This window comes from Sorangium sp. So ce394 (genome assembly GCF_051474665.1).
Taxonomy (GTDB): domain Bacteria; phylum Myxococcota_A; class Polyangia; order Polyangiales; family Polyangiaceae; genus Sorangium; species Sorangium cellulosum_D.
In genome coordinates this window covers 1910116-1932063 of record NZ_CP150339.1, presented here as the reverse complement: position 1 = coordinate 1932063, position 21948 = coordinate 1910116, and the positions used below count along the sequence as shown (strand labels likewise).

Here is a 21948-nt window from a genome sequence, read left to right as displayed (position 1 = left end):
CATCGACCTCCTGAATGAATTGAACCCCGAAGGCCTCACGTGAACGCAAAAACGCAGAAGAATCCTCATTTCTTTACCGGCAACTACGCGCCGCTCCGCGAGGAGCACGACATCGCGGCGCTCGAGATCGAGGGCACCCTGCCGCCCGGGCTGGAAGGGAGCCTGTACCGTGTCGGCCCGAACCCGCAGTACACGCCGCGCGACGACAACTACCACTGGTTCTCCGGCGACGGTATGGTGCATGCGTTCCACGTCGGCGCCGGCAAGGTGTCGTACCGCAACCGCTGGGCGCGCACGCCGAAGTGGCAGCTCGAGCACGAAGCCGGGCGCGCGCTCTTCGGCACCTTCGGAAACCCCGCCACCACCGACCCGCTGGCGCAGGGCCGCAACGGCGGCACGGCCAACACCAGCATGCTTTGGCACGGCGATCGGCTGTTCGCGCTCGAAGAGTCGCATCAGCCCTTCGAGCTCGACCCCGGCACGCTGGCTTCCAAGGGTCACCAGAGCTTCGGCGGCCGCGTGACCTCGCGCTTCACCGCGCACCCCAAGATCGACCCCGAGCGCGGCGAGGTGCACTTTTTCGCGTACTCGCCCGACGGCCCCTGCTCGCCGAGCATGCTCTATGGCGTGATGGACGCGCGCTGCGAGGTCACGCAGCTTCAGTCGTTCACAGCGCCGTATGCCAGCATGGTGCACGACTTCATGGTGACGCGCGGGCATGTGCTCTTTCCCGTCACGCCGCTGACGCTCAGCGTGGAACGCGCCATGCGCGGCAAGCCGCTGCTGGCCTGGGACGCGAGCTTGCGGACCCACGTCGGCGTGATGCAGCGCGGGAACGCGGCCGGCGCGCCGCGCTGGTTCCACACCGACGCCTGCCACATGTTCCATGTGATGAATGCCTGGGACGACGGCGACACCATCGTGGCCTACGTCATGCAATCGGAGGCTGCGCCCGGCCTGCCCGACGCCGAGGGCCGCCCCGGCGACCCCGAGGCGATGGCCGCGCGCCTGTGCCGCTGGACCTTCCACCTGGCGGACGCAGGCGCCGGGTTCCGTCGTGACTACCTCGACGATCTCGTGGCGGAGTTTCCACGGATCGACGAGCGCTACACGGGGCGGCGCAACCGCTACGGCTTCTACACCTGCCATGCCACCGCGCGCGCGCGAGGCGACTCGGAGAGCGTGCTCTACGACAGCCTCGCCCGATTCGACTTCGACACCGGCGAGCGCAGCATTCACACGCTGCCGCCCGGCGACGTGGTGTCCGAACCGGTGTTCGTGCCGCGCGCGAAGGACGCGGCCGAGGGCGACGGCTGGCTGCTCGCCGTGGCCTGGCGTGAGCGGGAGAAGCGCAGCGACTTGCTGGTGTTCGATGCAATGGGCCTCACCGCTGGACCCGTCGCGGTCGCCCGCTTGCCGCACCGCGTGCCATTCGGGTTCCACGGCACCTGGCGGCCCAGCCCCCCTCGAGCGCGGTGAGCGCGACGCCGGAGTTGCCGGGCGGCCGGAGCAGCCCTTGAGCCGCCGGGCGTTCCTTGGTATGAAGGAAGCGGATGTTTCCAGCGGGGGTGCGCGAGTTGCAATGACCAGCCTCCCTGTCGATCCCTTCACCTGGCACCGCGTCGAGTTGCTCCAGCGCATCATCGATACCCTGCCCGATCCGATCTTCGTCAAGAACCGGGCGCATCGCTGGGTCGCCGTCAACGAGGGGTATTGCAAGCTCATCGGGCACCCGCGGGACGAGCTCATCGGCAAGGACGACACGGGGTTCTGGCCCGCCGAGCAGGTCGCCGTCTTCTGGGAGCACGACGATCTCGTCGTGAACACGGGCGAGCCCGACGAGAACCAGGAGGTGGTCACCGGCGGCGACCGCGTCGAGCGGACGATGTGGACGCGCAAGTACCCCGTGCGCGACGACACCGGGCAGGTGGTCGGGCTCTGCGGCATCATCACGGACATCACGAACATAAAGGGCAAGCTCGTCGCGGCCGAGCGGCTCGAGGCTGAAAATCGCGCGCAGCTCGGGATCATCGAGGCCCAGCGCACGCTGCTCGAAAAGCTCGCGGTGCCGGTCGTGCGCATCTGGCAGGGCGTCTTGCTCCTGCCGCTCGTCGGCGCGCTGAACCAGGAGCGGGCCGCGCAGGTCACCGAGAGCGTCCTCGCCGCGATCAGCGACGCTTCCGCGCGCTTCGTGATCATCGACGTGACGGGCGTCCCGCTCGTCGACACCATGGCCGCCGAGGCCCTGCTGCGCACCGTGCAGGCCGCGGCATTGCTCGGCTGCGAGAGCGTGCTCGTGGGCATGGGGCCCGCCGCGGCGCAGACCCTGGTCGGGCTCGACGTCGACCTCGGACGCATCACGACGCGCGGCAGCCTCGAGCGCGGGCTCGAGTATGCCCTCCGCCGCCTGTCCTACCGGATCGTCGCAGCGAGATAAGGTGGCCCCCCCCGGGGAGCGGTGATGTCGCGGGCCCGTCCGCGCCCGGCCGGCGAGCAGGGTCCGGCACGTGGCGGGGGGCGCCGGTCGGATCACAGCGGCATCGGCAGCGCCTCGTCCTCGCGCGCGAGGTAGGACACGACCACCACCTTGCCGGTGTCCGGATCGCTCACGGGCATCGCGAAGAACCCGCCGTTCCAGGGCCTCTTCTGCGGATCCATGAACGCCTCCTGCATGAACTGCTGCATCTGCGCCATGTCGTCGTGCTCCGTCTCGATGCGGCACATCGAGCTGCGGCACTCCAGCGTGCGCAGCGACGACCGCTCGGGGAGGGCCGAGCTCAGCTTCTCGCGCGCCGTCTGGCTCGCGCGCGCGGTCCATTGCGCGTCGGTCCCCTGCTGCGCGAATGCGTCCTGGATCCGCGCGCTCACCGCGGCCATATCGACCGGGCGCGGCTCGGCCGGCGCGGGGCTCTCGCCCTCCTCGTCGTCGGGCTGCCCCGACGTTTCGGCCTCCTCCCCGGACGCAGGCCGCGGCGCGGCGCTCGGCCGGGCGGCGGCCTCCAGACGGCGCTCCAGCCGCCGCACCGACTCGGCGCTCGCGGTGCCGCCGCGCGCCTCCTCCAGGTCGCGCGAGAGCTCGCCCATCTCGGCGCGCATGCGCGCGAGCTCGGCCTCCTGGGCCTTTTGGCGCCGCCGCTCGACGCCGAACATCGTCACGGCGCCGATCACCGCGAGCGCGGTGAGAACCTGCCCTATCCGCTTCATGCCCATGACTCCCTCCTTTGCGCGGCCAGCCGGCCCGAGCAGAGCCGCGGGAGCCCCCCCGCTCCCGCGGCGCACGCCGTCGATCTCAGTAGCGGACCTGGTTCACCTGCCCGCCGGGGCCGACGTAGCATCCGACATAGGCCGCGCCGTCGGGGTAGAAGAACGCGCCGGGCAGCACGATGTCCTGCCGCGAGCCGAACGCGGGCAGGTTCTGGTATTGGCCTCCCCAGTAATACCCTGTCGGCCTGTCGATCCCGAACGACGCGCACTGCACAAGCCCGGTCGAGTTGGCCGCGTACGCGGTGACGGTCGCGTTCAAGTAGTTGTTGAAGGGCCCCGGATCCATGGTCACCGGGATGATCAGGAGCTTCGTGGTGCTGCAGTTGTTGACCGTGCTGCCGAAGATCTCGCCGAAGCACCCCGCGTCGGCGGGGTTCTGGGCGCGCCCGAGGAAACCGACGGAGCTGCGGGCCGCGGCGGGCAGCGTGATGGCGCCGAGGGCGAGGGCGGAGGCGACGACGAGGGTGCTTTTCACGAGAAGGTTCATGGCGAATCCCCTTTGATGGTTGTCGAGCCCGTCGCAATGTCGCGACGCCGGACTCGCCAGACTCTTCAGCACGCGCCGGGCCAAGGGCGCAGTCCGCCCATTTCCGCGGTATTCGCAGGGCGGTGCGACAGCTCGGGGGCACCCCGCGCCCCGCCGTCCCCCGTCGGCGCGACAGCGCGGGGGCACCAGGGCTCACCCGGCTTGCGCGGAGCGCCTCGCCGCCCTCGAGCCGGCGCGTCGCCGACGTGCGGCCGCGGCGAGGCCGGCGGCGAGGCCAGCGGCGAGGCCGAGCCGCGGCGCGCCGCCGGCCGCTCCGCCCTGGACCTCGCAGGCGCACCCCCTCGGTCCCGGCCGCACCGGCTCCACCGGGTCGGTCTGCGGCTTCGGGGCCGCGCGGAGGAGCGGGCCTCCGCGGAGCGGGCCACCGTTCCCGGACACGATGAACGCTGCCCAGTAGAACGGGTGCGCGGTGTCCGGTTGCCCCTTCAGCGACAGCTGGGCCTCGCGCAGGGCGCCGCTGCGCGCTCGCCCGGAGGCCAGCCGGTCGTAATAGGCCGTCATCAGGTGGCGCGTGGCCTGGTCGCCGATGCGCCAGAGGCTCATCACCTGGGTCTCCGCCCCCGCGATGACCAGCGCGCGCCGTAGCCCTTGCACCCCTTCGCCGTGGCTCGGCTCACCGACGCCCGTGTCGCACGCGGAGAGCACGACGAGCTGCGTACCGGACAGGTCGAGCCCGGAGACCTCGGCCGCCGTCAGCACGCCGTCGTCGCCGCCGCTCTCGCGGAGGTTTGCGCCCGCGAACGCCAGCCCCGAGCGCAGGAGGGCGCTGTCCACCTCGGACACGGACGCGGCCACGGCCGCGCGAGCGACCGCATCGAGCCCATGGCGGGCCGGCGCCTGCGCCGGGGCAGAGGCCGCGGGCAGGAAGAAGCCGTGGGTCGCGATGTGGAGGATGCGCGGCCTGGCGAGGCCCTTCACGGCGCCCTCGGTCGCGCTCGCGCCCGTGAGCACCCGCGCGCCCGGGAGCTTCGCGCCGACCTCGGCCGCCTCCTTCGCGGTGCCCGGGAGCGGCAGGAACCTGAGCCTCGACAGATCGACGCCGCGCTGCGCCTGGCAATCCCAGCTGCAGGGCTCCTTGCCGGAACGCGGCGCCGGCGCGCCGCCGTCGAAGGCCGGATCGGCGATCACGACGAGGTCCTGCCCCGGCTCGGCAGGCGCCGTGAGCCGGAGGAGATCGCGTCCGGTGGTGAGGTACGTGATCTCGTAGCGCTCCAGCAGGGATCTCTGGTCCTCGTCGATGAGCGCGCCGAAGGGCAGCAGGCTCAGCGCGCCGTCGGGGCTGATCAGGAGCTTCCGGGCTGGGCCAAGGAGCGGGCGCACCTTGGCCATGAGCTGGGCGTCCAGGCCGCGCGCGAGGCGCGTGGGGTCGCGCGACGGGTCGGACAGGGCGCGGCGCAGCTCCTCCACGGCCGCGTCGATCGGCTTCACCTCGCCGAGGTCGGCGAAGGCGGGCCCCCCCTTCCGTCGAAGGACGTAGGCGACGTAACGGGGCTCGCCCAGCCGGTCGCGTTGCGTGGCCCGGGGCTGGTAGGGCCGGTAGGCGAAGAGCTCGATCAGCGCCGCGTCCTCCGGGATCGCCGCCTGCACCTCGGCGAGGAGCACGGGGCGCTGCTCCGCCCGGAAGGCGGCGCTCCGCCGGCTCACCTCGGCCTCGACGCCCTCGCGCTCCTCCTCGAGCGCCTGCACGCGCGCGCGCTGCCCGGCGGGGTCGCGGTATGCGCGGGCGCTCAGCTCGGCGTCGATCGCACCGAGCCGGTCGAGCAGGGCCTGATCCTGCCTGGTCATGCTCCTGCGCAGGCTGGCCAGGCTGTCCGCCATCGCGTCGAGGGCGCGCGCCTTGCGGCGGAGGACGGTCGTGAGCGCGAGCGCCGCCGCTTCGGCGTTCTTCGGGGCGGAGATCGCGTGGAGCGAGATCGCCGCGCTCGTCGAGGGCTCGAGCCTCCCGAGGAAGGCGCGCTTCTCTCGCTCGGCGCCGCTGGTGAGCAGGCGCGTGAGGTGCCGATCCTCGGCGGAGACGGCGGCGAGCCGCAGGGTCAGGGCCTCCCGCAGCTTGCCCTGGGCGAGGGCGAGCCCCTCGAGGGCGCCCTCGCACTCGGCGACGCGCGGGTGCTCGGGTCCCAGGGCCTGCTGGAGGAGGGAGAGCGCGCGCCGGAACGTCGCTTCGGCGCGGCCGTACTGCTTCCTGTCCCGGTACAGCGCGGCGAGGTGCGCCAGGGGCTCGGCGACGTCGGGGTGCGTCGGCCCGAGCTCCTTCTCACGGATCGCGAGCGCCCGCTGGAAGAGCGGCTCGGCGCGCGCGTCGTCCCCCATGTCCTGGTAGAGGAGCGCCTGGTGGTCGAGGCACGTGGCCAGGGAGAGCTCCGGCCCGCCGCTCCATCTCTCCAGGATGCTCACGGCGCGCCGAAAGAGCGCTTCGGCTCTGGGATGGAACCCCTGGAGCCGGTAGACCTCCGCGAGGTTGTCCAGCGCGGCGCCGAGCTCGTGGCTGTCGAGCTTCGCCCCTTCGCTCCTGTTCCTGGCGTTCTCCTTCTCTTGTGCCGCGAGGAGGCGCTCGTAGAGCAACGCGGCCCTGTCGAGATCCCCCTGGGCCTTGGCCAGGGCTGCCAGCCCACGGAGCGCGTCGTCGCCGCTGCCCCCCACCAGCGCGTGCTCGGCCAGGAGGCGCCGGTAGAGCGCTTCCGCGCGCCGGAAGTCGCCCATCTCGCGGTACACGAGCGCGAGGGCCCCCACCTCGGCGAAGAGCAGATCGCCCGGGATGCGCTCCCGCTCCAGGAGGGCGAGGACGCGCTCCAGCAGGGACGCTGCCTTGTGGTACTCCGCGACCCTCCGGGAATGGCTCGCCGCCCAGATCGCGGCGAGCGCGGTCTGCAGGTGCTCCGGCCCGAGCGCGCGCTGGCGCAGCTCGAGGAGCCGCTCGGCGGCGGAGAGCGCCTCGAAGTACCTCCCCTGCGCCGTCAGCTCCCAGAGCTCGTGGTCCAGGGCGCCGTCCAGCCGCTCGTCCTCGGGCGACGGCAGCGCCGTCCTCGGCGGGACCCACAGGGGCTGGGACTGCGCCTCGACCGGGGCCGGGGCCACTACCGCCGTGCAGAGCGCGGCGAGCGCGCCGCGGAGCCACGGTGTCCATCGCGTCCTGGCCATGAGGCTGCGGAGGATAACCCGGTGCCCGCGATCGCGTCGCGGCCGCGGGGGCCGCGGGCGATCCCCAGGCTGGGGATGCGCTTCCCGCCTATACTCGCGCCGTGGCACAGGAGCTCACCCAGCCGCTGGAGCGCGACGGCAGCGCGTTCAGGCTCGCCTCACGCAAGATCCGCGTCGAGGTCGTGCACGGTCCGGATCGGGGGCTCGTCGCGGAGCTCCCGGGGCCGGAGGCGCGCGTCGGCCTCGGCCGGGAATGCGATCTCGTCCTCAAGGACCCCACGGTCAGCCGCCTGCACCTCGTCGTGCGCGTCGAGGACGAGCGCATCCGCGTGATCGACGCCGGCAGCCGCAACGGCACGGCGGTCGACGGCGTGGAGGTGCGGGACGCCTACGCCCGCCCCGACGCGGCGATCTCGATCGGCGGCACCACGATGCGGCTGCGCATGCTGAGCGACGTCGTCGAGCTGCCGCTCTCCCAGCGCGAGCGCTTCGGCGGCATGCTCGGGCGCAGCGTGGCCATGCGCCGGCTGTTCGCGGTGCTGGAGCGGGTCGCGGCCACGGACGCCACCGTGCTCGTCGAGGGCGAGACCGGCACGGGCAAGGAGCTCGTCGCCGAGGCGGTGCACGAGGAGAGCCCGCGCCAGGGCGGAGCGTTCGTGGTCTTCGACTGCTCGGCGGTGAGCGCCACCCTGATCGAGAGCGAGCTGTTCGGCCACGTGCGGGGCGCGTTCACGGGCGCGTTCGCCGATCGCCCCGGCGCCTTCGAGGCGGCGGACGGCGGCACCCTGTTCCTCGACGAGATCGGCGAGCTGCCGCTCGATCTCCAGCCCAAGCTCCTGCGCGCCCTCGAGCGCCGCGAGGTGAGGCGGGTGGGGGCGAACGTGCCGCGGCGGGTGGACGTGCGCATCGTCGCCGCCACGAACCGGAACCTCGCCCGCGAGGTGGAGCGCGGGAAGTTCCGCGAGGATCTCTACTACCGCCTCGCGGTCATCCAGGTCGCGCTGCCGCCGCTCCGCGAGCGGCAGGGCGACATCCCGCAGCTCGTGCGCCACTTCGAGCAGGAGCTGCGCCCCCGCTCCGGGTCGCCCCCGCCGCTCTCCGAGGAGGTGGTGGCGGGGCTCGCGTCGCGCTCGTGGCCTGGCAACGTCCGCGAGCTGCGCAACGCGGTGGCTCGGGCGCTCTCGCTGGGTTCCGCCGGCGGCGCGGGCGGTCGTCCGGCGCACGCGGCGGCGCTCGATTCATCGCTCGATTCACGCGCGCCGGGCGAGCCCGCGGTGGACCTGAACGAGCCGCTGCTCGCGGGCCGCGAGCGCGTGGCCGAGGCGTACGAGAAGGCGTACCTGGACGCCGCGCTCCGGCAGACGGGCGGCAACGTGTCGCGCGCGGCGGAGCTCGCGCGGGTGAACCGCAAATTCATCCAGCGCGCCATGAAGCGCCACGGCCTGCGCGGGGACGCAGAGGGGAGCGGCGAGGGCGGGGACGCGGCCGGGTAGGGGCGCCCGCGGACGGCTCGACTCGCGCTAGCATTGCACCCGGCCCGGATGCCGTCCTCCGCCTCCTCCGCCGCGTCCGTTTACCTCCAGCGCCCCGACGCGGAGCGCTGGCTCGGACCCTTCCGGCTGATCCGCCAGCTGGGGCGCGGCGGCTTCGCCCCCGTGTGGCTGGCCGAGGAGATCTACGACGGCCGCACGCTCCGCGACGCCGCGGTCAAGCTCTTCTTCCTGCCGGACGGCATCGCCCCCGCCTCGCCCGCGGCCACGTCCTGGCGCGACGCCATCCTCGACGAGGCGCGCGCCCTCTGCCGGGTCGAGCACCCCAACATCGTCCGCTTCTACGCCCTGCACCGCGACGACGCCTGGGGCGCGGTCGGGCTCGCCATGGAGCACGTCGCCGGCCTCAGCCTCGATCGCCGCCTGGAGCAGGCCGGGTGCCTGAGCCCTCGAGACGCCGCCGAGGCCGCGCTGGCCGTCGCCTGGGCGCTCTCCGCCGTCCACGACGCTGGCCTCGTGCACCACGACGTCAAGCCGAGCAACATCGTCGAGCGCGCGGCGGCGCCGGAGCCGCCGTCCGCGGGCCGAGGCTCCGCGGCGCGCCCCGCGTACAAGCTCATCGACTTCGGCATCGTCGTCGACGACCCCTCCGTCGTGCCCGCGGGCGCGGCCGAGCGGCCGCTCTTCGGCTCCCCCGGTTACATGGCGCCGGAGCGGCTCCTCGGGGGCGCCGCCTCGCCCGGCACCGACCTCTACGCCCTCGGCGCCACGCTCTTCCGCCTGTGCACCGGCATGCTCCCGGTCGACGCCGTGGGCGGGCTGGAGGCCCTCCTCGACCAGCGGCGCCCGCCCCGGCTCGACGCGCTCTTGCCGCCCGGCGCGCCCGTGCTCGAGCCGCTCGCGCGCCTCACCGCGCTCCTGCTCGAGCCGGATCCCGGCGCGCGCCCGCGCCACGCCGAGTGGGTCGCGCGCGAGCTCGAGCGGGCGCTCGCCCTCTCCACGAGCGAGCGCCCGCCGCCGACGATCCGCGTCGAGCGCGGCTCCCCGGGCGCGGAGCCCGCACGGCGCGACCTGCCGACCGCCGACCTGCCGCACGACGTCACCCTCCCCGCCGCGCCGGGCGCCATCCGGACGAGCGAGGCCGGAGGCCCGCCCGAGCCCTGCACGCACGCCGCGCTGGTCGGCCGCAGCGACGCCCTCGAGGTGCTCGCCCGCCTCGCCGCGGAGGTGCAGGAGGGCGCCGTCCGCGCCGCGGTGATCACAGGCCCGCTCGGCATCGGCCGTACCCGGCTGCTCGCCGCTGCAGTCGAGCGCGCCGGCATCGGCGACGCCCGCGTGCTCCGCGCCGCCTGCTCACCGGAGCGGAAGAGCCCCCTCCGGCCGCTGCTCCGCGCCCTGGAGGCGCTCCCGCCCGAGGCCGCCTCCGCGTTCGGCCTGCTGCAGGACACCATCGAGCGGGCGCTGTCGCCGAGCGTGCTCCCGGGCGCGCCGGACGCGGCCGCCGCGATGGAAGCCGTCGAGGACGCCTTGCTCTGGGCGAGCGTCGAGGCGCCGCTGCTGCTCGCCATCGACGACCTGCAATGGGCCGACGCGCCCACCCTCATCCTGCTGCGGCTCGTGCTCGAGCGCGTCGGCGCGCGCGCAGGCGCGGCGAGCGCCCGCCCCGGCGCGTCGCCGCGCCTCCTCGTCCTCGCGGCCGCGCGCGACGAGCCGAACCCTCCGCCGCCGCTGCGCGCCCTGCTCGCCGAGCTGCGCGGGCGCACCCGCCCCGGCGCCCGGCACGTCGCCCTGGGCCCGCTCGGCGACGAGGACGCCGCCCGCCTCGTCCAGGCCACGCTCCCCGTCGCGCCCGCGCTCGAGCGCGCGGTGGTGCGCGGCGCGGGCGGCGTGCCCTTCTTCATCGTTCACGCGCTCGTCGCCTGGCGCGAGACGGGCGCGCTCGTCCACCGCTCCGGCGCCTGGGACGTCGCGGCGCCGGACGCCCTCGACCGCGGCGTCCCCGGCGTCGCCGACCTCGTGTCCGCGCGCCTCGCCGGCTACCTCGATCCGGCGAGCGACGCCGGGCGGCTCGCCCTGCGCGCGCTGGCCGCGGTCGCGCTCTATGGCGGCGGCCTCGGCGCCGACGTGCTCGCCGAGGTGATCGACAGCGACGATGACGCGCTGGAGGTCGCGTTGCTCGCCCTCGTCGACGCGGGCATCCTCGTCGCCGCGAGCGACGGGCAGGGGCACGGCTTCGCGCAGGAGATGGTGCGCCAGGCCGTGCTCAACCTCGCGCGGCCGCGGCCCTGGCTGCGCCGCCTGCACCGCGCGCTGCTCGACGCCATCGCGCGCGGCCCCACCGCCGCCGCGGACGCCGCGTTCCTCGCCACGGGCTACGAGCGCCTGGGCGCGGCCCCGGAGGCGCGGCGCTGGCTCGGCCGGGCCATGGAGGCCGCGCTGGCCTCGGGCCTGTTCGTCGAGGCGGTGGAGTTCGGCGACCGCCTCGCCGCGCTCGCCGAGGACCCGGACGAGCGCGCTGCCTTCGAGATCGAGGCGGTGCGCGCCCTCCTGCGCGGCAGGAAGCTCGAGGAGGCCCGGCGGCGGCTCGACGCGCTCGACGCGCGCGCGGCCGTGTTCCCCGCGCGCTGCGCGGCGGTGTCGCTGCGCCGCCGGCTCTGCCGGCTGGAGGTGGCGCGGGGGCTGCGGGAGGAGGGCTACGACGATCCGGTGCTGCTCGCCGACGCCGACGCCCAGCCCGACCTGGCGCTCCGCTGCGAGGCGCGCATGGCGCTCGCCGGCGTCGCCGCGCCGGAGCGGGCCCTCGCGCTCGCGGGCGAGGCGGTGGCGCTCGCGTCGCGCGCCGGCGCCGCGCTGGAGTTCGGGGCGCGCGTGCTGCGCTTCGAGCTGAACTACGCCTCGAACCACCGCGACCTCGCGCTGGCCGAGGAGGACCTCACGCGCGCGCTCACCATCGCGACCGCGCTCGGGTCGAGCTGGCACCGGCTGCACATCGAGGCCGATCTCGCGGTGCTCGAGGCGGAGCGCGGCCGGCTCGGCGCCGCGATCGACCGGCTTGGCCGCCTCGCCGCGCGGGCCGAGGCGGAGGGCATGCGCGGCCAGCTCCGCCTCGTGCTCACGAACCTCGCCGCCTTCCTGCTGCGGGAGGGTCGCGCGGCCGAGGCGGCGGAGACGGCCGGCCGCACGGCCGAGCTCGCGGCCGAGGCGGGGGATCCGGCGCTGCGCGCGAGCGCGCTGTCGCTGCGCGCGGACGCGCTCCGCCGCACCGGCGATCTCGCTGGCGCGCTCTCCGCCGCCGACGAGGCCGAGGCGCTGCAGCGCGCCCACCGCGACCGTCGCCAGGCGCTCACGCTGCTGCGGCGCGCGGAGATCCTGGCCCTGGCCGGCCGCTCCGCCGAGGCGCTCGCCGACGCCCGGGCGGCCCGCGAGGTCGCCGAGGCGCGAGGCGACCGCGACCTCGCCCTCGGGGCGCGGCTCTGGGAGCTGCTCTTCGTGGCGCGGCGGGGCCAGGTCGGGGCCGAGGCCATCGAGGCGGCGCTCGCGGAGGCGGCTGGATCGGGCGTGACGTTGCGCCCGCTCACGCTGGGGCTGATGGACGAGGCGCGCGCGTGGGTCGCTGCGGCGCGGAGGGTGCTGGAGCCGACGCTCCCGTCCGAGCCGGCGCCGGCGTCGGGGTGAGGCCGCGGCGCGCCGCCCTCGGCGCCCGACCTCTCCAGCCCCTGCGCTCGCGGTCCCAGGAGCCGTCGTTCGCCGGCGCGGCGGACGGCGCCGATCTCGGCCTGCCCGGGGCGCGCGCGGGTCACTTCGGCGGCGTCGACGCTGGCGGCTGGATCGACGTCGGCGCTGGCTTCGGGACCAACGTCGGCGCGGGGCGCGGGTCGCGCACCGGCTCTTCCGGGCGCTGGTCGACGATCACGCCGCGATCCTGGATGCACTTCTGCCTGGGGCCGCTCCAGATGCAGCCTGGCGGGCAGACCGGCGGGTCGCCTGTCGGCTGCTGGTCCGAGCAGAGATCGTCCTCCTCGGAGGCCTCGCGGGAGCTCGGCACGGCCTCCGGCCCCGCATTCCGGGGCGCCTCGGCGGACGATGTCCCCGTCGGGGTCTCGACGGGCTGTGGCGGTGTGCTCGAACAAGCGGCGGCCGCGAGGGCGAGGGACGAGAGGAGCATCGGGATCAGGCTTCGGCGCATGAGATCTCTCCGCGGATAAGCAGGTGGAAGGCTGCCCGCGGCCGGGGCTCCGGCGCGGGTGGTGTCGCCGTTGTGTCGCACCAGGCACCCTCCTGGCAACGGGCATTCCACCGCCCGACGTGGCACCGGGCATCCCGCGCCGCCGCCCCGACGCGAGGAGAGGCCGCGGGCGAGGCGGGAGGCATCACGCCAGCGAGGCGTCCGCGACGTCGGCCCTGCGGGTCCCCGCGCCTGAGAGGCGCCCTCCGGCGGCGACGTAGCTTTCCGGTGACGTGTCGACGTGGCCGGCGCGATCGCCTTCGATTCGGTGGAGCTTTCTTCGCGTCGAGCCATTGCGAAGGTCATTCACCGGACACTCGCGCTCGCGACCCATCCGGCGCGCATCATCGCCAACAACCCGCCGCCCCGTGGATGGATTCCCAAGGCAGACGACAACAAGGTCAAAGGCTCCCTTTATCCCGACGAGGATAGGCGCCTCATCCAGGCGGTGACTCTTCCATCGGGCAACCTGCCCGACGACGTCGGGGTGGTGCTCGGCGAGCGCGTCGGCTAACCTGCCGCTGCTACCGACGACGCTTCGCGGCGCTGCAGAACGGCAGTCGTTATACCGGCCGAGGTGGTTCGATGCTGACGGAACAGTACACCGCTGACGCGATCTGCAATGCGATGGGGCTCCCTGCGTTCATCGAGCGAGGCTTGCCCCTCCCAGCCCTCCGGCTGCTGCTCATGCCGTCGTTTGATCCCGAGGTGTGTATCACGCTCACCGGCGCTGCCGGTGACGAGCGCCTATCGGTCGTGGCGCTGACCGAGTCGTTATGGCGGCAAGCGGCCCCTTGCCGTTTGTCCGCGTGGAGAGAGCATGTCAAAATATCCACGGACGCGGTCGTCCATGGTTTCGCTGATTTCGGGGCCGCCGTGGCTGCCGACCGCGAAGTGACTGGTCGGCTCGTGTGCATCGACGGCATGCCCGTGGAGGGCTGCTCCATCACGGAAACCGGCGTTGAGCGAATCGCATGTCACCCCTACCGCCCCGCCGTCTCCGGGTTCGTGTCGAAGCTCATCCGGCTGGCCTGGGAGTCGTGCTCTGGACCGGGTGTTCGCAACGGCTTGGCTGCTTGCGCTCGCTGCGTCGGCGTGAAGCTCCCTCCAGAAGCGACGCCGCCCGCCGTCGCGAGGTCGCGGGTGTTGATTCTCGGCAGCTCGGACGATCGAGCCGACTTGCTGGAACAGCTTGCGAGGCGCGGTGAGCCGGTCTAACACCCCCGTGCGGCTGACCATGCGGGCAGCCTCGCTCCGCTCGGCAGTCCACCCGGCAGCAAACCGGGCAGCCGTCAGCCACACATGACCATGCTCCCCGAAGACTTGAACCCACGCACGGCCTTTGAACGATCGCGCGCAGTGCTACGCGGTGCCGTCCATGCGGTGGACGTTCCCGAGGTGCGGAAGATGGCCACGATCATCTTGATGCCAGCGCAGGCCGACGTGAGCATCTCCCAAGGCGGCTTCGTGGTGGACTTCGGACTCAGTCGAGGACCGCTGTCGTACTGGCCGAAGCTCGCCGCACCTACGCTGTACGCTTTGTGCCGCTCTCATCTTGGCTCGCCGTCCGCGCGCTTCTCTCTGAACACCGAGCAGCTCAGGAAGATCCGGATCGGGGAGAGTAGGTCCGACCGCTGGCTCTGGCTCTTCGAAGAGCCTCGGCGCATCCTCGTGTTCTGCAGAGAGGCGACCCAGGATGTCCAACCCGAGAACCCAGGTCAGCTCGAACGGTGGGTGTCGGCGAGAAAGGTGTGGGCGGTGTTCGAGCAGCCCATGGCCTGTCCGCACTGTGGCGTCAGCGCGGCGCGCTTCCGTGCCGTGGAAGGAGCTCTCGTCTGCCAGGCATGTGGACGCTCGTGGCGCGTGGATCGCGGCGTTCTGGAGGGCGCGGTCCTTGAGACAGCTGGCTAATTCGTTCAGCCCCGAACACCCGCATCGAAGGGCCCGGCAACGGGGCGGGGCGGCGTCCCTCGGGGATGAGGTGACGGCCCGGGTCGTTCATGGGGCGAGCGGTCGGCTGCTCGGGCTGCCGGTGGCACTGGACGGGCGAGCACGGTCGCGCCGACAGTAGCATGCCGCAGAGATGAGGCGTCCGGGTAGGACAGACGCCAAGAGCCGCGGGGGTCGAGCCATGTCGGCACGGTCCGCTTGGTCCTGGATCTGCCGCGGGCTGGGTGCCGCCGATCCCCGGCAGCGCAGCGGGCCGACGAGGCGCCGCGCTCGATCACCGACCTGGCGAGGTCCGAGAAATCCTGCGACCGGGACCACGCATGCAGCGCCGCGTTTGCACGGATTACCTATGAACGTGCCAACCGCATGCTCTACCTCCACAAGGACTACAACGTCTCCGGTGGTGTGCTCGCCAGGAAGCAGCGCGCTGCTCAAGCGACGCTCCGTGGCGGATATCCGAACGTGCGCTTGAACGCATGGGCGAAGGCGCTCTGCGAGCTATAGCCGACCTCGGCCGCCACGCTCGCGATGGGGTCCCGCCCTTCGCTCAGCAATCGTCGCGCCAGCACCATGCGCCAATGAGTGAGATAATCGAGCGGCGGCCGGCCAACGCGCGCCACGAAGCGGGCCGAGAAGGCGGAGCGCGACATGCCGACACGCGCTGCCAGCCTGGCCACCGTCCAGGGCTCGGCCACCTCGCTATGCATGAGCCGGAGCGCCGCGCCGACCTGCCGATCTGCCAGGGCGCCGATCCAGCTGACGCGATCCTCGGCACCCATCGCGATATAAGCACGGATCGCCTCGACCAGGAGGATTTCCGCCAGGCGGTCGGTGATGAGCGAGGCCCCCGGCCGGTCCTCGCCGATCTCCGCCTCCAGGCACGCCAACGTCCGCGCGACGGCTCCCGCCCCGGGCGAGGCACGATCGACCCGGAGGAACGCGGGCAGCGCCTCCAGGATGAAGGCCGCATCGCCATCGGCGAAGTCGACGCTCCCGCCCAGAAGCCCTGTCTGGAGGCCGTCGCCCAGGCGCAAGACGTCATGGTCCGGCTGCGCGTAGAGCGACGCGCCGTCCACAGGCTCGATCGCAGGGTCGCTCGCTACCGTATAGGGAGTATCGCCGATCAGGAACACGTCGCCCTCGGTCAGCGCCTCCGGCGGGTGGTCGGGCAGGAGCATCCAGCACCGCCCGCGCAGGAGGGCGACGAACTTCAGCCTCGCCTTGCCGGGAAAGGCGAGCGCCCAGTCGCCCGACGCCTCGAACCGCGTGGACCTGACGCTGCGCACGCCCAGGGCTGACAGCACATGGGAAAATGGATCCAGCGTCTCTCTGGACGATCGCGACAAAATCATGGCCGAACAATCATAGATCGACCGGCCTCGCCCGACTAGCCTTATTCGAACACAAACCAGGAGGCATCTCATGACCATCGAGGGCAAGGTCGTCGCGATCACGGGCGGCGGCAGAGGGATTGGCCGGGCCACAGCAATTCTTCTGGCCTCGCGCGGCGCGCGGATCGTGATCGGCGCCCGGCGCGAGGCGGAGATCGCGGCGGCAGCGGGAGAGATCGAGGCGGCCGGGGGGCGTGCGATTTATCGAATCACCGACGTCACCAAGCGATCGGACCTTCAGGCGCTGGTGGACTTCGCCTGCGACCGGTTTGGACGGCTCGACGTCCTCGTCAACAACGCGGGCATCGCCCCGATCTCGCGCTTCGACGCGCTGCACGTCCATGATTGGGACGCAATGATCGACGTGAACCTCAAGGGCGTTCTTTACGGCATTGCCGCCGCGCTGCCCGTCTTCGGTCGGCAGAAGAGCGGCCACATCGTCAATGTCATCTCCGTCGCCGGCCTCAAGGTCGTGCCCACGATGGGCGTGTACGGCGCCACCAAGAACGCGGTCCGCACGATTACAGAGGCGCTGCGCCAGGAGTCCGGGCCGAACCTGCGCGTCACCGAGATCTCTCCCGGCATGATCGCGACGGACTTCGCGGACACGATCACCGACGAGGCGACGCGGAGCGCGATCCGGTCGACCGCCGATTCAGTCGCGATCCCGGCGGACTCGATCGCCCGCGCCATTGCCTTCGCGATCGAGCAGCCGCCCGAGGTCAATGTCGGCAGCGTCGTTGTGTGGCCTACGGCGCAGGGCTGAGGACAGGGCGAGGGCCTTCAGCTGTAAAGGACGCGGTTTCTGCCCGTCGTGTCTGGGCCGACGCATGTGTGCCACGGCGGCGAACCTGATCGAGGACGTCCTGCCCGAGGTGGCGTTCCGGCCGTGGGTGTTGACGTTTCCGTTTCCGTGGCGGCGCAGGCTCGCCAGGACGGGGCGTTGTTCGGGGTGCTGACCCGCCTCTTCGTCGAGAGCGAGGAGCGGTTCTACGAAGAGCGCGCCGCGCGCCGAGGCGCGTGCGGCGCGGTCAAGAGCGGCGCGGTGACCGTCGTGCAACGCACGTCCGGCGACATGCGGCTCAATCCGCATCTGCACGTGGTCTTCCTCGACTGGGCTTATCACGAAGACGGCACCGAGATCGTGTGGAACGAACTCGGTCATCTTCCAACTCGCGCGGTCGGTCAGGTCATAGAGCACGCCGTCGGGCGGATGCTCCGTTACTTCCGGCGGCACGGGCATCTCGAGAGCGAGCACGACGTCGAGGAGGACGACGAGCCCGAGGCAGCGCTCTGCGCCTCCGCCGTCTCGGGACGAGAGCCGCGCCACACGTCGTCGCCCCGCAATGGCTCCGCGGGCTCTCGCCGTCCTCTCCGAGCGCGGTCGCGTACGACAAGCCGCTGTGCGCTTCGTCCGCTTCCTCTCCGCGCTCGGCGAGCCGACCGATGTTCCAGCACGCTCTCCCAGCGTCCACGCGGCGGCCACCGTACTGGAAAAGCACCGCTCTGCGCCGCAAGGCGCTCGGTGACGCCGTATAGCGTCTCGCGCCGCGCCTCCCGGGCCAGACCAACGCCCGGACGGACACGTGTGCCCACGGCACGCCGATGCGCCCCCGCAGCGCGCTCGACGCCGCCCGGACCACGCTCTTTCGACCCAGGACCGAGCCATCACGACGCTCGCGGTCCCACCCTTTCGGTTTACTGCGTTACGCTTCTTCGCGCTGCGCTCCGGCTTCTTCTACCTACGCGCCCGGCCTCTTTTACCTACGCGCCGAACGATACGGTCGCGGCCGGTATGGTGACGCGCCAATTTTGAGCTGTTGCTTCACAACTGAACCGGCGCGCCTCAATCCATTGCTGGTCGGGAGGCCATGAGCTAGGGTCGAGTCCCAGTCGCGCCCTCCGCGCGCGCGGAGTTACCGATGACAAGCGCCCGTTGCACCTCCCTGGTCCTCGCCCTGTTCTCATTCTCGGGTGTTGCTTGTTCGTCGAGCAGCACCCCTCCGTCGGAAGAACCGGGGGTCGCAGGCGCGGGCGGCCAAGCGCAGGCGGGCGCCGGTGGTAACGCCGAGAGCGCGGGCAGCACCCCGGGCGGTGGCCAGCCCGGCTCCGCGGGCGCGGGCGGAGCGGCCGCAGGCGGCGCCGGCGCCGCGTCGGGTGGCTCCGATCCCGGCGGTGCCAGCGGCGGCGCGGGCGGCAGCGGCGGCAGCGGCGGCAGCGCAGGCGGCGCGACCGAGACGGACGCGGTCAAGAGCGCTGGCTGCGGCAAAGCGAAGACTCTGCAAAACGGCACGATCGACATCTCGTTCGGCGGCGCCTCTCGCAAGTACATCCTTCGCGTGCCGAGCGATTACGACAAGGACAAGCCGTATCGGCTCGTGTTCGCCTTCGCGGAGTCCGGCTCCTCCGCCATGTCGGTGGCGAACCGGAACTACTTCACGATGGCGACGCTCGACACTGGAGCTACCACCATCTTCGTCGCGCCGGACGCCGCGAACGGCGCCGGTTCCTGGAGCAAGTCGGACGTGGAGCTGACGGACGCGATCCTGGAGGAGCTCGAGGGAGATCTCTGCATCGACAAAACTCGGATCTTCGCCACCGGCTTCAGCTTCGGGGGAGCGATGTCGTTGGCTCTCGCCTGCACCCGCGCGGACGTGTTCCGAGGCGTCGCCTTCTTTTCGGGGGCAGATCTCACGGGCTCCTGCACGGCGACGTTGACCAAGCCGATCGCCTACTACGCGTCGCAAGCCAGCGGTGACAGCAGCGGCCCCCCCCAGCCGACCAGCGGTCGCGTCAAACAAGCCGAGTTCGCGAAGGTCAACGGCTGCATGGAGGAGCCGTCGGCGACCACCTTCCCGGCAGCTGGCCAGCCCCACACGTGTACCGAGTACAAGGGCTGCTCCGCAGGTCACCCCACCAAGTACTGCGTGTTCGACGGCCCGCACGGCTGGGAGCCGAAGGACCCCGGGCAATCGACGAGCTGGAACGCCCCCGAGGCGTGGAAATTCATCACGCAATTCTGATTTCGAGTCGAGGACTGCGTCGGGCGCAACGACGATGGGGAGGCGGTCGCCGGGCGACGCCGTCAAAGCTCGCAGTTGGCGGCGGAGTCGGCGGCCTCTACGAGGCACACGTCGCCGTCGCCCTAATGCGTCCGTTGGGCGAGCGAAGCTGCAGTTCTCGGTGCCGGGCACCGGATGGGCGACCGTCGTCGCGCCGTGAGATCGCCATAGGCTGCCCGATCGTCGATTCCGACTGCCGTCGTTTCAGTTGACAACGCCGTAGCCTTCGGCATTACCATCCTCCGGCATGAAGCCGATCACATCTTGGCCGGTCGTGGCCGGGCTCGTCGTCATCGCTCTCGGCTGCAGCGGCGGCAGCGCGGGCGCCGGCGGAGCGGGCGAAGCGGGCGGCGGCGCAGGCGGAACGAGCGACGGCGGCGGCACGGACAGCGCTGCCGCGGGCACCGGCGGAACGACCTCTGCGGCCGGCAGCGGTGGATCGCTCGCGGGAACGGGCGGTGGCGGGGATGGCGGCGGCGCGGCGGCCGGCGGTAGCGGCGGCGCGGCGGCCGGCGGTAGCGGCGGCGACTCGGGCGCGCAGGGTGGCGCCGGCGGCAGCGCGGGCTCGACCTATCGGCCCTGCCCGACCGACGGTACGGCATGCAAGATCATGCCGTTCGGCGACTCTATCACCGACGGATACAACGGGGACACGCCGGGCGGCTATCGCGTCGAGCTGTTCCGGCTCGCGCACGCGGCGGGCAAGAACATCACGTTCGTCGGTTCGGGATCGAACGGACCGAACACCGTTGGCGGCGTGGCGTTCCCGCACAACCACGAGGGCCACAGCGGCTGGACGATCGCCCCCGCCGGCGGAAGGAGCGGCATCTCGACGCTGGTGTCGACCGTCATGCCGCAATACAAGCCCGACATCGTGCTCTTGATGATTGGAACCAACGACGCAATCGACAACTACGACATGCCCAACGCCCCCAAACGTCTGGGCGCGTTGATTGACAGCATCTACGCGCAGCTCCCCGATGTTCTCATCGTGGTGGCCGCGCCCGTCCCGTCGCGCGGCGATGCGAGCAAGGGCGACGACACCGCGCTCAGCGCGCGCATCAAGACCTACGACGACGCCATTCCGGCGGTGGTGAAGGCCCGCGCGGACGCAGGCCGACACATCATCTCCGTCGACATGTACACGCCCTTCAATCCGAACAAGGCCACGTTGCTCGAAGATCAGTGGCACCCCAACCTCCAGGGCTACGTGCTGCTGGGCGAGCAGTGGTACGCGGCGTTGCAGCCTCTGCTCTGACGGCGCGGTCGCTCCTCCCGCCCGAGGAGCTCGAGGGAGGCGCCGCGCCTTCGAGGCCGCGGGATGCGCGATGGCGGGCGGCGTCTGCCTGCCGGCGGGCAGCTGCGTGCCGGAAGGGGGCACGGTCGCGTCCGGAGGGACGGGCGGCTACCGGTTCGACGATGGTCCCGCGGAGTGCTGGCTCGCAATTTCGAGCGTGCCCGCGCCGCCGGACCGGCAGCCTTCTACCCGCGCGGGAAAATGACGGCCACGCGCGCCCGCACCGCGCTGCGCGACCGAGAGAATCGGGAGATCCGGCTCGTCCACCGCGTGGCGCCGGCGGTGATCTGGTAACGTTTCGAGCATGCGGCTCACGGCGTGGATCGGTTGCGCCTCGTGGGCGCTCGGGTGCGTGGCGTGCGGCGGCTCGTCGAGCGACGGCGACCCCCCGGGCGCTGGCGGCGGAGCAGCCACGGGCACCGCGACTACCGGGACCGGCGGCGCCGCCGCGACCTCCGGAGTCGGTGACTCTGCGGGCGGCGCGAACGGCGCGGGCGGCGCGGGCGGCGCGGGCGGCGCGCCGCGCGAGTTGCACGTGGACACGAACTCGCCCGAGCTCAGCGAGATCCGGTTCAAGCCCAGCGAGCTCGATCCAGAGGTCTCCGACCGCGACCTGGAGCAGGTGGCGCTCCTCGACACTCGGGTCGCGCGGTTCGCGGGCAAGCTCGTCGTCACGCTGTCGGGGAGCAGCCAGCCTCCCGGCCCGCTCGACCTCACCCGCTTCGTCGCCGCGCGCGGCTTTCACGCGTTCGCGGTCGCCTACAAGAACGACTACAACATCGTTCAAAATGATCCGGACACGTTCGGCGACGCGCGGCTTGAGGCGTTCGACGGTCAGGACCACACCGCGCTCATCGAGGTGGCAAGGGCCGACAGCATCGAAGCGCGGCTGGCGAGGGCGCTCGCGCACCTGAAAGAGGTCCATCCGCGAGGCGACTGGGGCTACTTCCTCGAAGACGACGGGAGCCCGCGCTGGTCGGTCATCATCTTCAGCGGCCACTCGCACGGCGCGAGCTCGGCCGCCCGCATCGGCAAGGTTGTCCGGCTCGACCGGGTGGTGTCGCTGGCCGGGCCGCGCGACACGAACCCGGTGAGCGCCATCTGGCTCTCGGAGCCGTCGGCGACGCCCGTGGATCGCATGTTCGGATTGACCGGCGAGCGCGATGAGCAGCACCCGGATCACCTCAAGGCGTTCGACCTCATCGGCCTGCCCGGAGAGCTCGTCGAGGTGGACGTCCCGGGCGCGGCGCCGCCGTACGGCGGGTCGCACCGGCTCGCGCTCAAGGACGGCGACCACGGAGCCGCCGGCAATTGCGCCGCGCACGTCGCCGTCTGCGAGACGATGTTCGGCTTGCCGATGCCGTGATGTCGCACTCCCCGTCGAGTGAGGCTGCCGCGAGGACCCGTTAGCGCTCGCCGGCCCATGCACTCCGCTGCTCAGTCAAGAGCCGCGCGGCGCCGACGATCCCGACGCTACGCGCGCGTCAGCGCGACGACGAACTCCAAGAAGGCGCGAACCTTGGCCGACATGAGCTGAGCGGCAGGGCAAGATACGCCGTTCACCAGACTTTACCGTGAACCGCT

Annotated in this window: 16 protein-coding genes and 1 pseudogene; 12 read left to right on the top strand and 5 right to left on the bottom strand. The window is 72.3% G+C overall.

Going from position 1 to position 21948, the window contains the following annotated elements; translation table 11 throughout:
• Positions 1 to 39: 39 nt before the first annotated feature.
• Both WMF33_RS07070 and WMF33_RS07065 read left to right on the top strand, forming a co-directional pair.
• Positions 40 to 1479, top strand: a complete 1440-nt coding sequence (locus tag WMF33_RS07070) for a carotenoid oxygenase family protein (RefSeq protein ID WP_437336411.1) — start codon at positions 40 to 42, stop codon at positions 1477 to 1479.
• Positions 1480 to 1582: 103 nt separating this feature from the next.
• Positions 1583 to 2437, top strand: a complete 855-nt coding sequence (locus tag WMF33_RS07065; protein ID WP_437336410.1) for a PAS domain-containing protein — start codon at positions 1583 to 1585, stop codon at positions 2435 to 2437.
• Positions 2438 to 2529: 92 nt separating this feature from the next.
• On the opposite strand, the gene WMF33_RS07060 is transcribed toward WMF33_RS07065, so the two are convergent.
• From WMF33_RS07060 to WMF33_RS07050, 3 genes are all read right to left on the bottom strand, one after another.
• Positions 2530 to 3204, bottom strand: coding sequence for a hypothetical protein (locus tag WMF33_RS07060; protein ID WP_437336409.1), 675 nt, complete (start codon positions 3202 to 3204; stop codon positions 2530 to 2532).
• A gap of 85 nt (positions 3205 to 3289) precedes the next feature.
• Positions 3290 to 3751, bottom strand: a complete 462-nt coding sequence (locus tag WMF33_RS07055) for a hypothetical protein (protein WP_437336408.1) — start codon at positions 3749 to 3751, stop codon at positions 3290 to 3292.
• Positions 3752 to 3943: 192 nt separating this feature from the next.
• Positions 3944 to 6949: a CHAT domain-containing tetratricopeptide repeat protein gene (locus tag WMF33_RS07050; protein ID WP_437336407.1), complete on the bottom strand. Its 3006-nt coding sequence runs from the start codon at positions 6947 to 6949 to the stop codon at positions 3944 to 3946.
• A gap of 101 nt (positions 6950 to 7050) precedes the next feature.
• Here WMF33_RS07050 and WMF33_RS07045 point away from each other — a divergent pair, with 101 nt between their 5' ends.
• Both WMF33_RS07045 and WMF33_RS07040 read left to right on the top strand, forming a co-directional pair.
• Positions 7051 to 8442, top strand: coding sequence for a sigma 54-interacting transcriptional regulator (locus tag WMF33_RS07045; protein ID WP_437336406.1), 1392 nt, complete (start codon positions 7051 to 7053; stop codon positions 8440 to 8442).
• 48 nt (positions 8443 to 8490) lie between these two features.
• On the top strand, positions 8491 to 12114 hold the full coding sequence (locus WMF33_RS07040) for a serine/threonine-protein kinase (protein ID WP_437336405.1): 3624 nt from the start codon (positions 8491 to 8493) through the stop codon (positions 12112 to 12114).
• Between the two features lie 121 nt (positions 12115 to 12235).
• Here WMF33_RS07040 and WMF33_RS07035 read toward each other — a convergent pair whose 3' ends face one another.
• Positions 12236 to 12625 (bottom strand): hypothetical protein, encoded by a 390-nt coding sequence (locus tag WMF33_RS07035; protein ID WP_437336404.1) that lies wholly within the window; start codon positions 12623 to 12625, stop codon positions 12236 to 12238.
• 280 nt (positions 12626 to 12905) lie between these two features.
• On the opposite strand from WMF33_RS07035, the gene WMF33_RS07030 reads away from it, so the two are divergent.
• From WMF33_RS07030 to WMF33_RS07020, 3 genes are all read left to right on the top strand, one after another.
• Positions 12906 to 13178, top strand: a complete 273-nt coding sequence (locus WMF33_RS07030; RefSeq protein ID WP_437336403.1) for a hypothetical protein — start codon at positions 12906 to 12908, stop codon at positions 13176 to 13178.
• A gap of 71 nt (positions 13179 to 13249) precedes the next feature.
• Positions 13250 to 13882, top strand: coding sequence for a hypothetical protein (locus WMF33_RS07025; protein ID WP_437336402.1), 633 nt, complete (start codon positions 13250 to 13252; stop codon positions 13880 to 13882).
• Between the two features lie 189 nt (positions 13883 to 14071).
• Positions 14072 to 14575, top strand: a complete 504-nt coding sequence (locus WMF33_RS07020) for a hypothetical protein (RefSeq protein ID WP_437336401.1) — start codon at positions 14072 to 14074, stop codon at positions 14573 to 14575.
• 470 nt (positions 14576 to 15045) lie between these two features.
• On the opposite strand, the gene WMF33_RS07015 is transcribed toward WMF33_RS07020, so the two are convergent.
• On the bottom strand, positions 15046 to 15966 hold the full coding sequence (locus WMF33_RS07015; protein ID WP_437336400.1) for an AraC family transcriptional regulator: 921 nt from the start codon (positions 15964 to 15966) through the stop codon (positions 15046 to 15048).
• A gap of 70 nt (positions 15967 to 16036) precedes the next feature.
• Between WMF33_RS07015 and WMF33_RS07010 the strand changes: the two genes are divergently transcribed.
• The 5 genes and pseudogenes from WMF33_RS07010 to WMF33_RS06990 all read left to right on the top strand — a co-directional run bounded on the left by WMF33_RS07010 (position 16037) and on the right by WMF33_RS06990 (position 21730).
• Entirely contained in the window at positions 16037 to 16771 is a 735-nt protein-coding gene (locus tag WMF33_RS07010; protein WP_437336399.1) for an SDR family NAD(P)-dependent oxidoreductase, read from the top strand.
• Positions 16772 to 16784: 13 nt separating this feature from the next.
• A pseudogene (locus WMF33_RS07005) lies at positions 16785 to 16926 on the top strand (transposase zinc-binding domain-containing protein); the annotation flags it as partial.
• 1001 nt (positions 16927 to 17927) lie between these two features.
• The gene (locus tag WMF33_RS07000; protein ID WP_437336398.1) at positions 17928 to 19028 is read left to right on the top strand and encodes an alpha/beta hydrolase family esterase; all 1101 of its coding nucleotides are present in this window, start codon (positions 17928 to 17930) and stop codon (positions 19026 to 19028) included.
• A 286-nt stretch (positions 19029 to 19314) separates the two neighbouring features.
• A complete protein-coding gene (locus WMF33_RS06995; protein WP_437336397.1) occupies positions 19315 to 20325 on the top strand; it encodes an SGNH/GDSL hydrolase family protein in 1011 nt (336 codons plus the stop codon).
• 343 nt (positions 20326 to 20668) lie between these two features.
• Positions 20669 to 21730 carry a BPSS1187 family protein gene (locus tag WMF33_RS06990; protein ID WP_437336396.1) on the top strand — a complete coding sequence of 354 codons (1062 nt, stop codon included), beginning with the start codon at positions 20669 to 20671 and terminating at the stop codon, positions 21728 to 21730.
• Positions 21731 to 21948 lie beyond the last annotated feature (218 nt).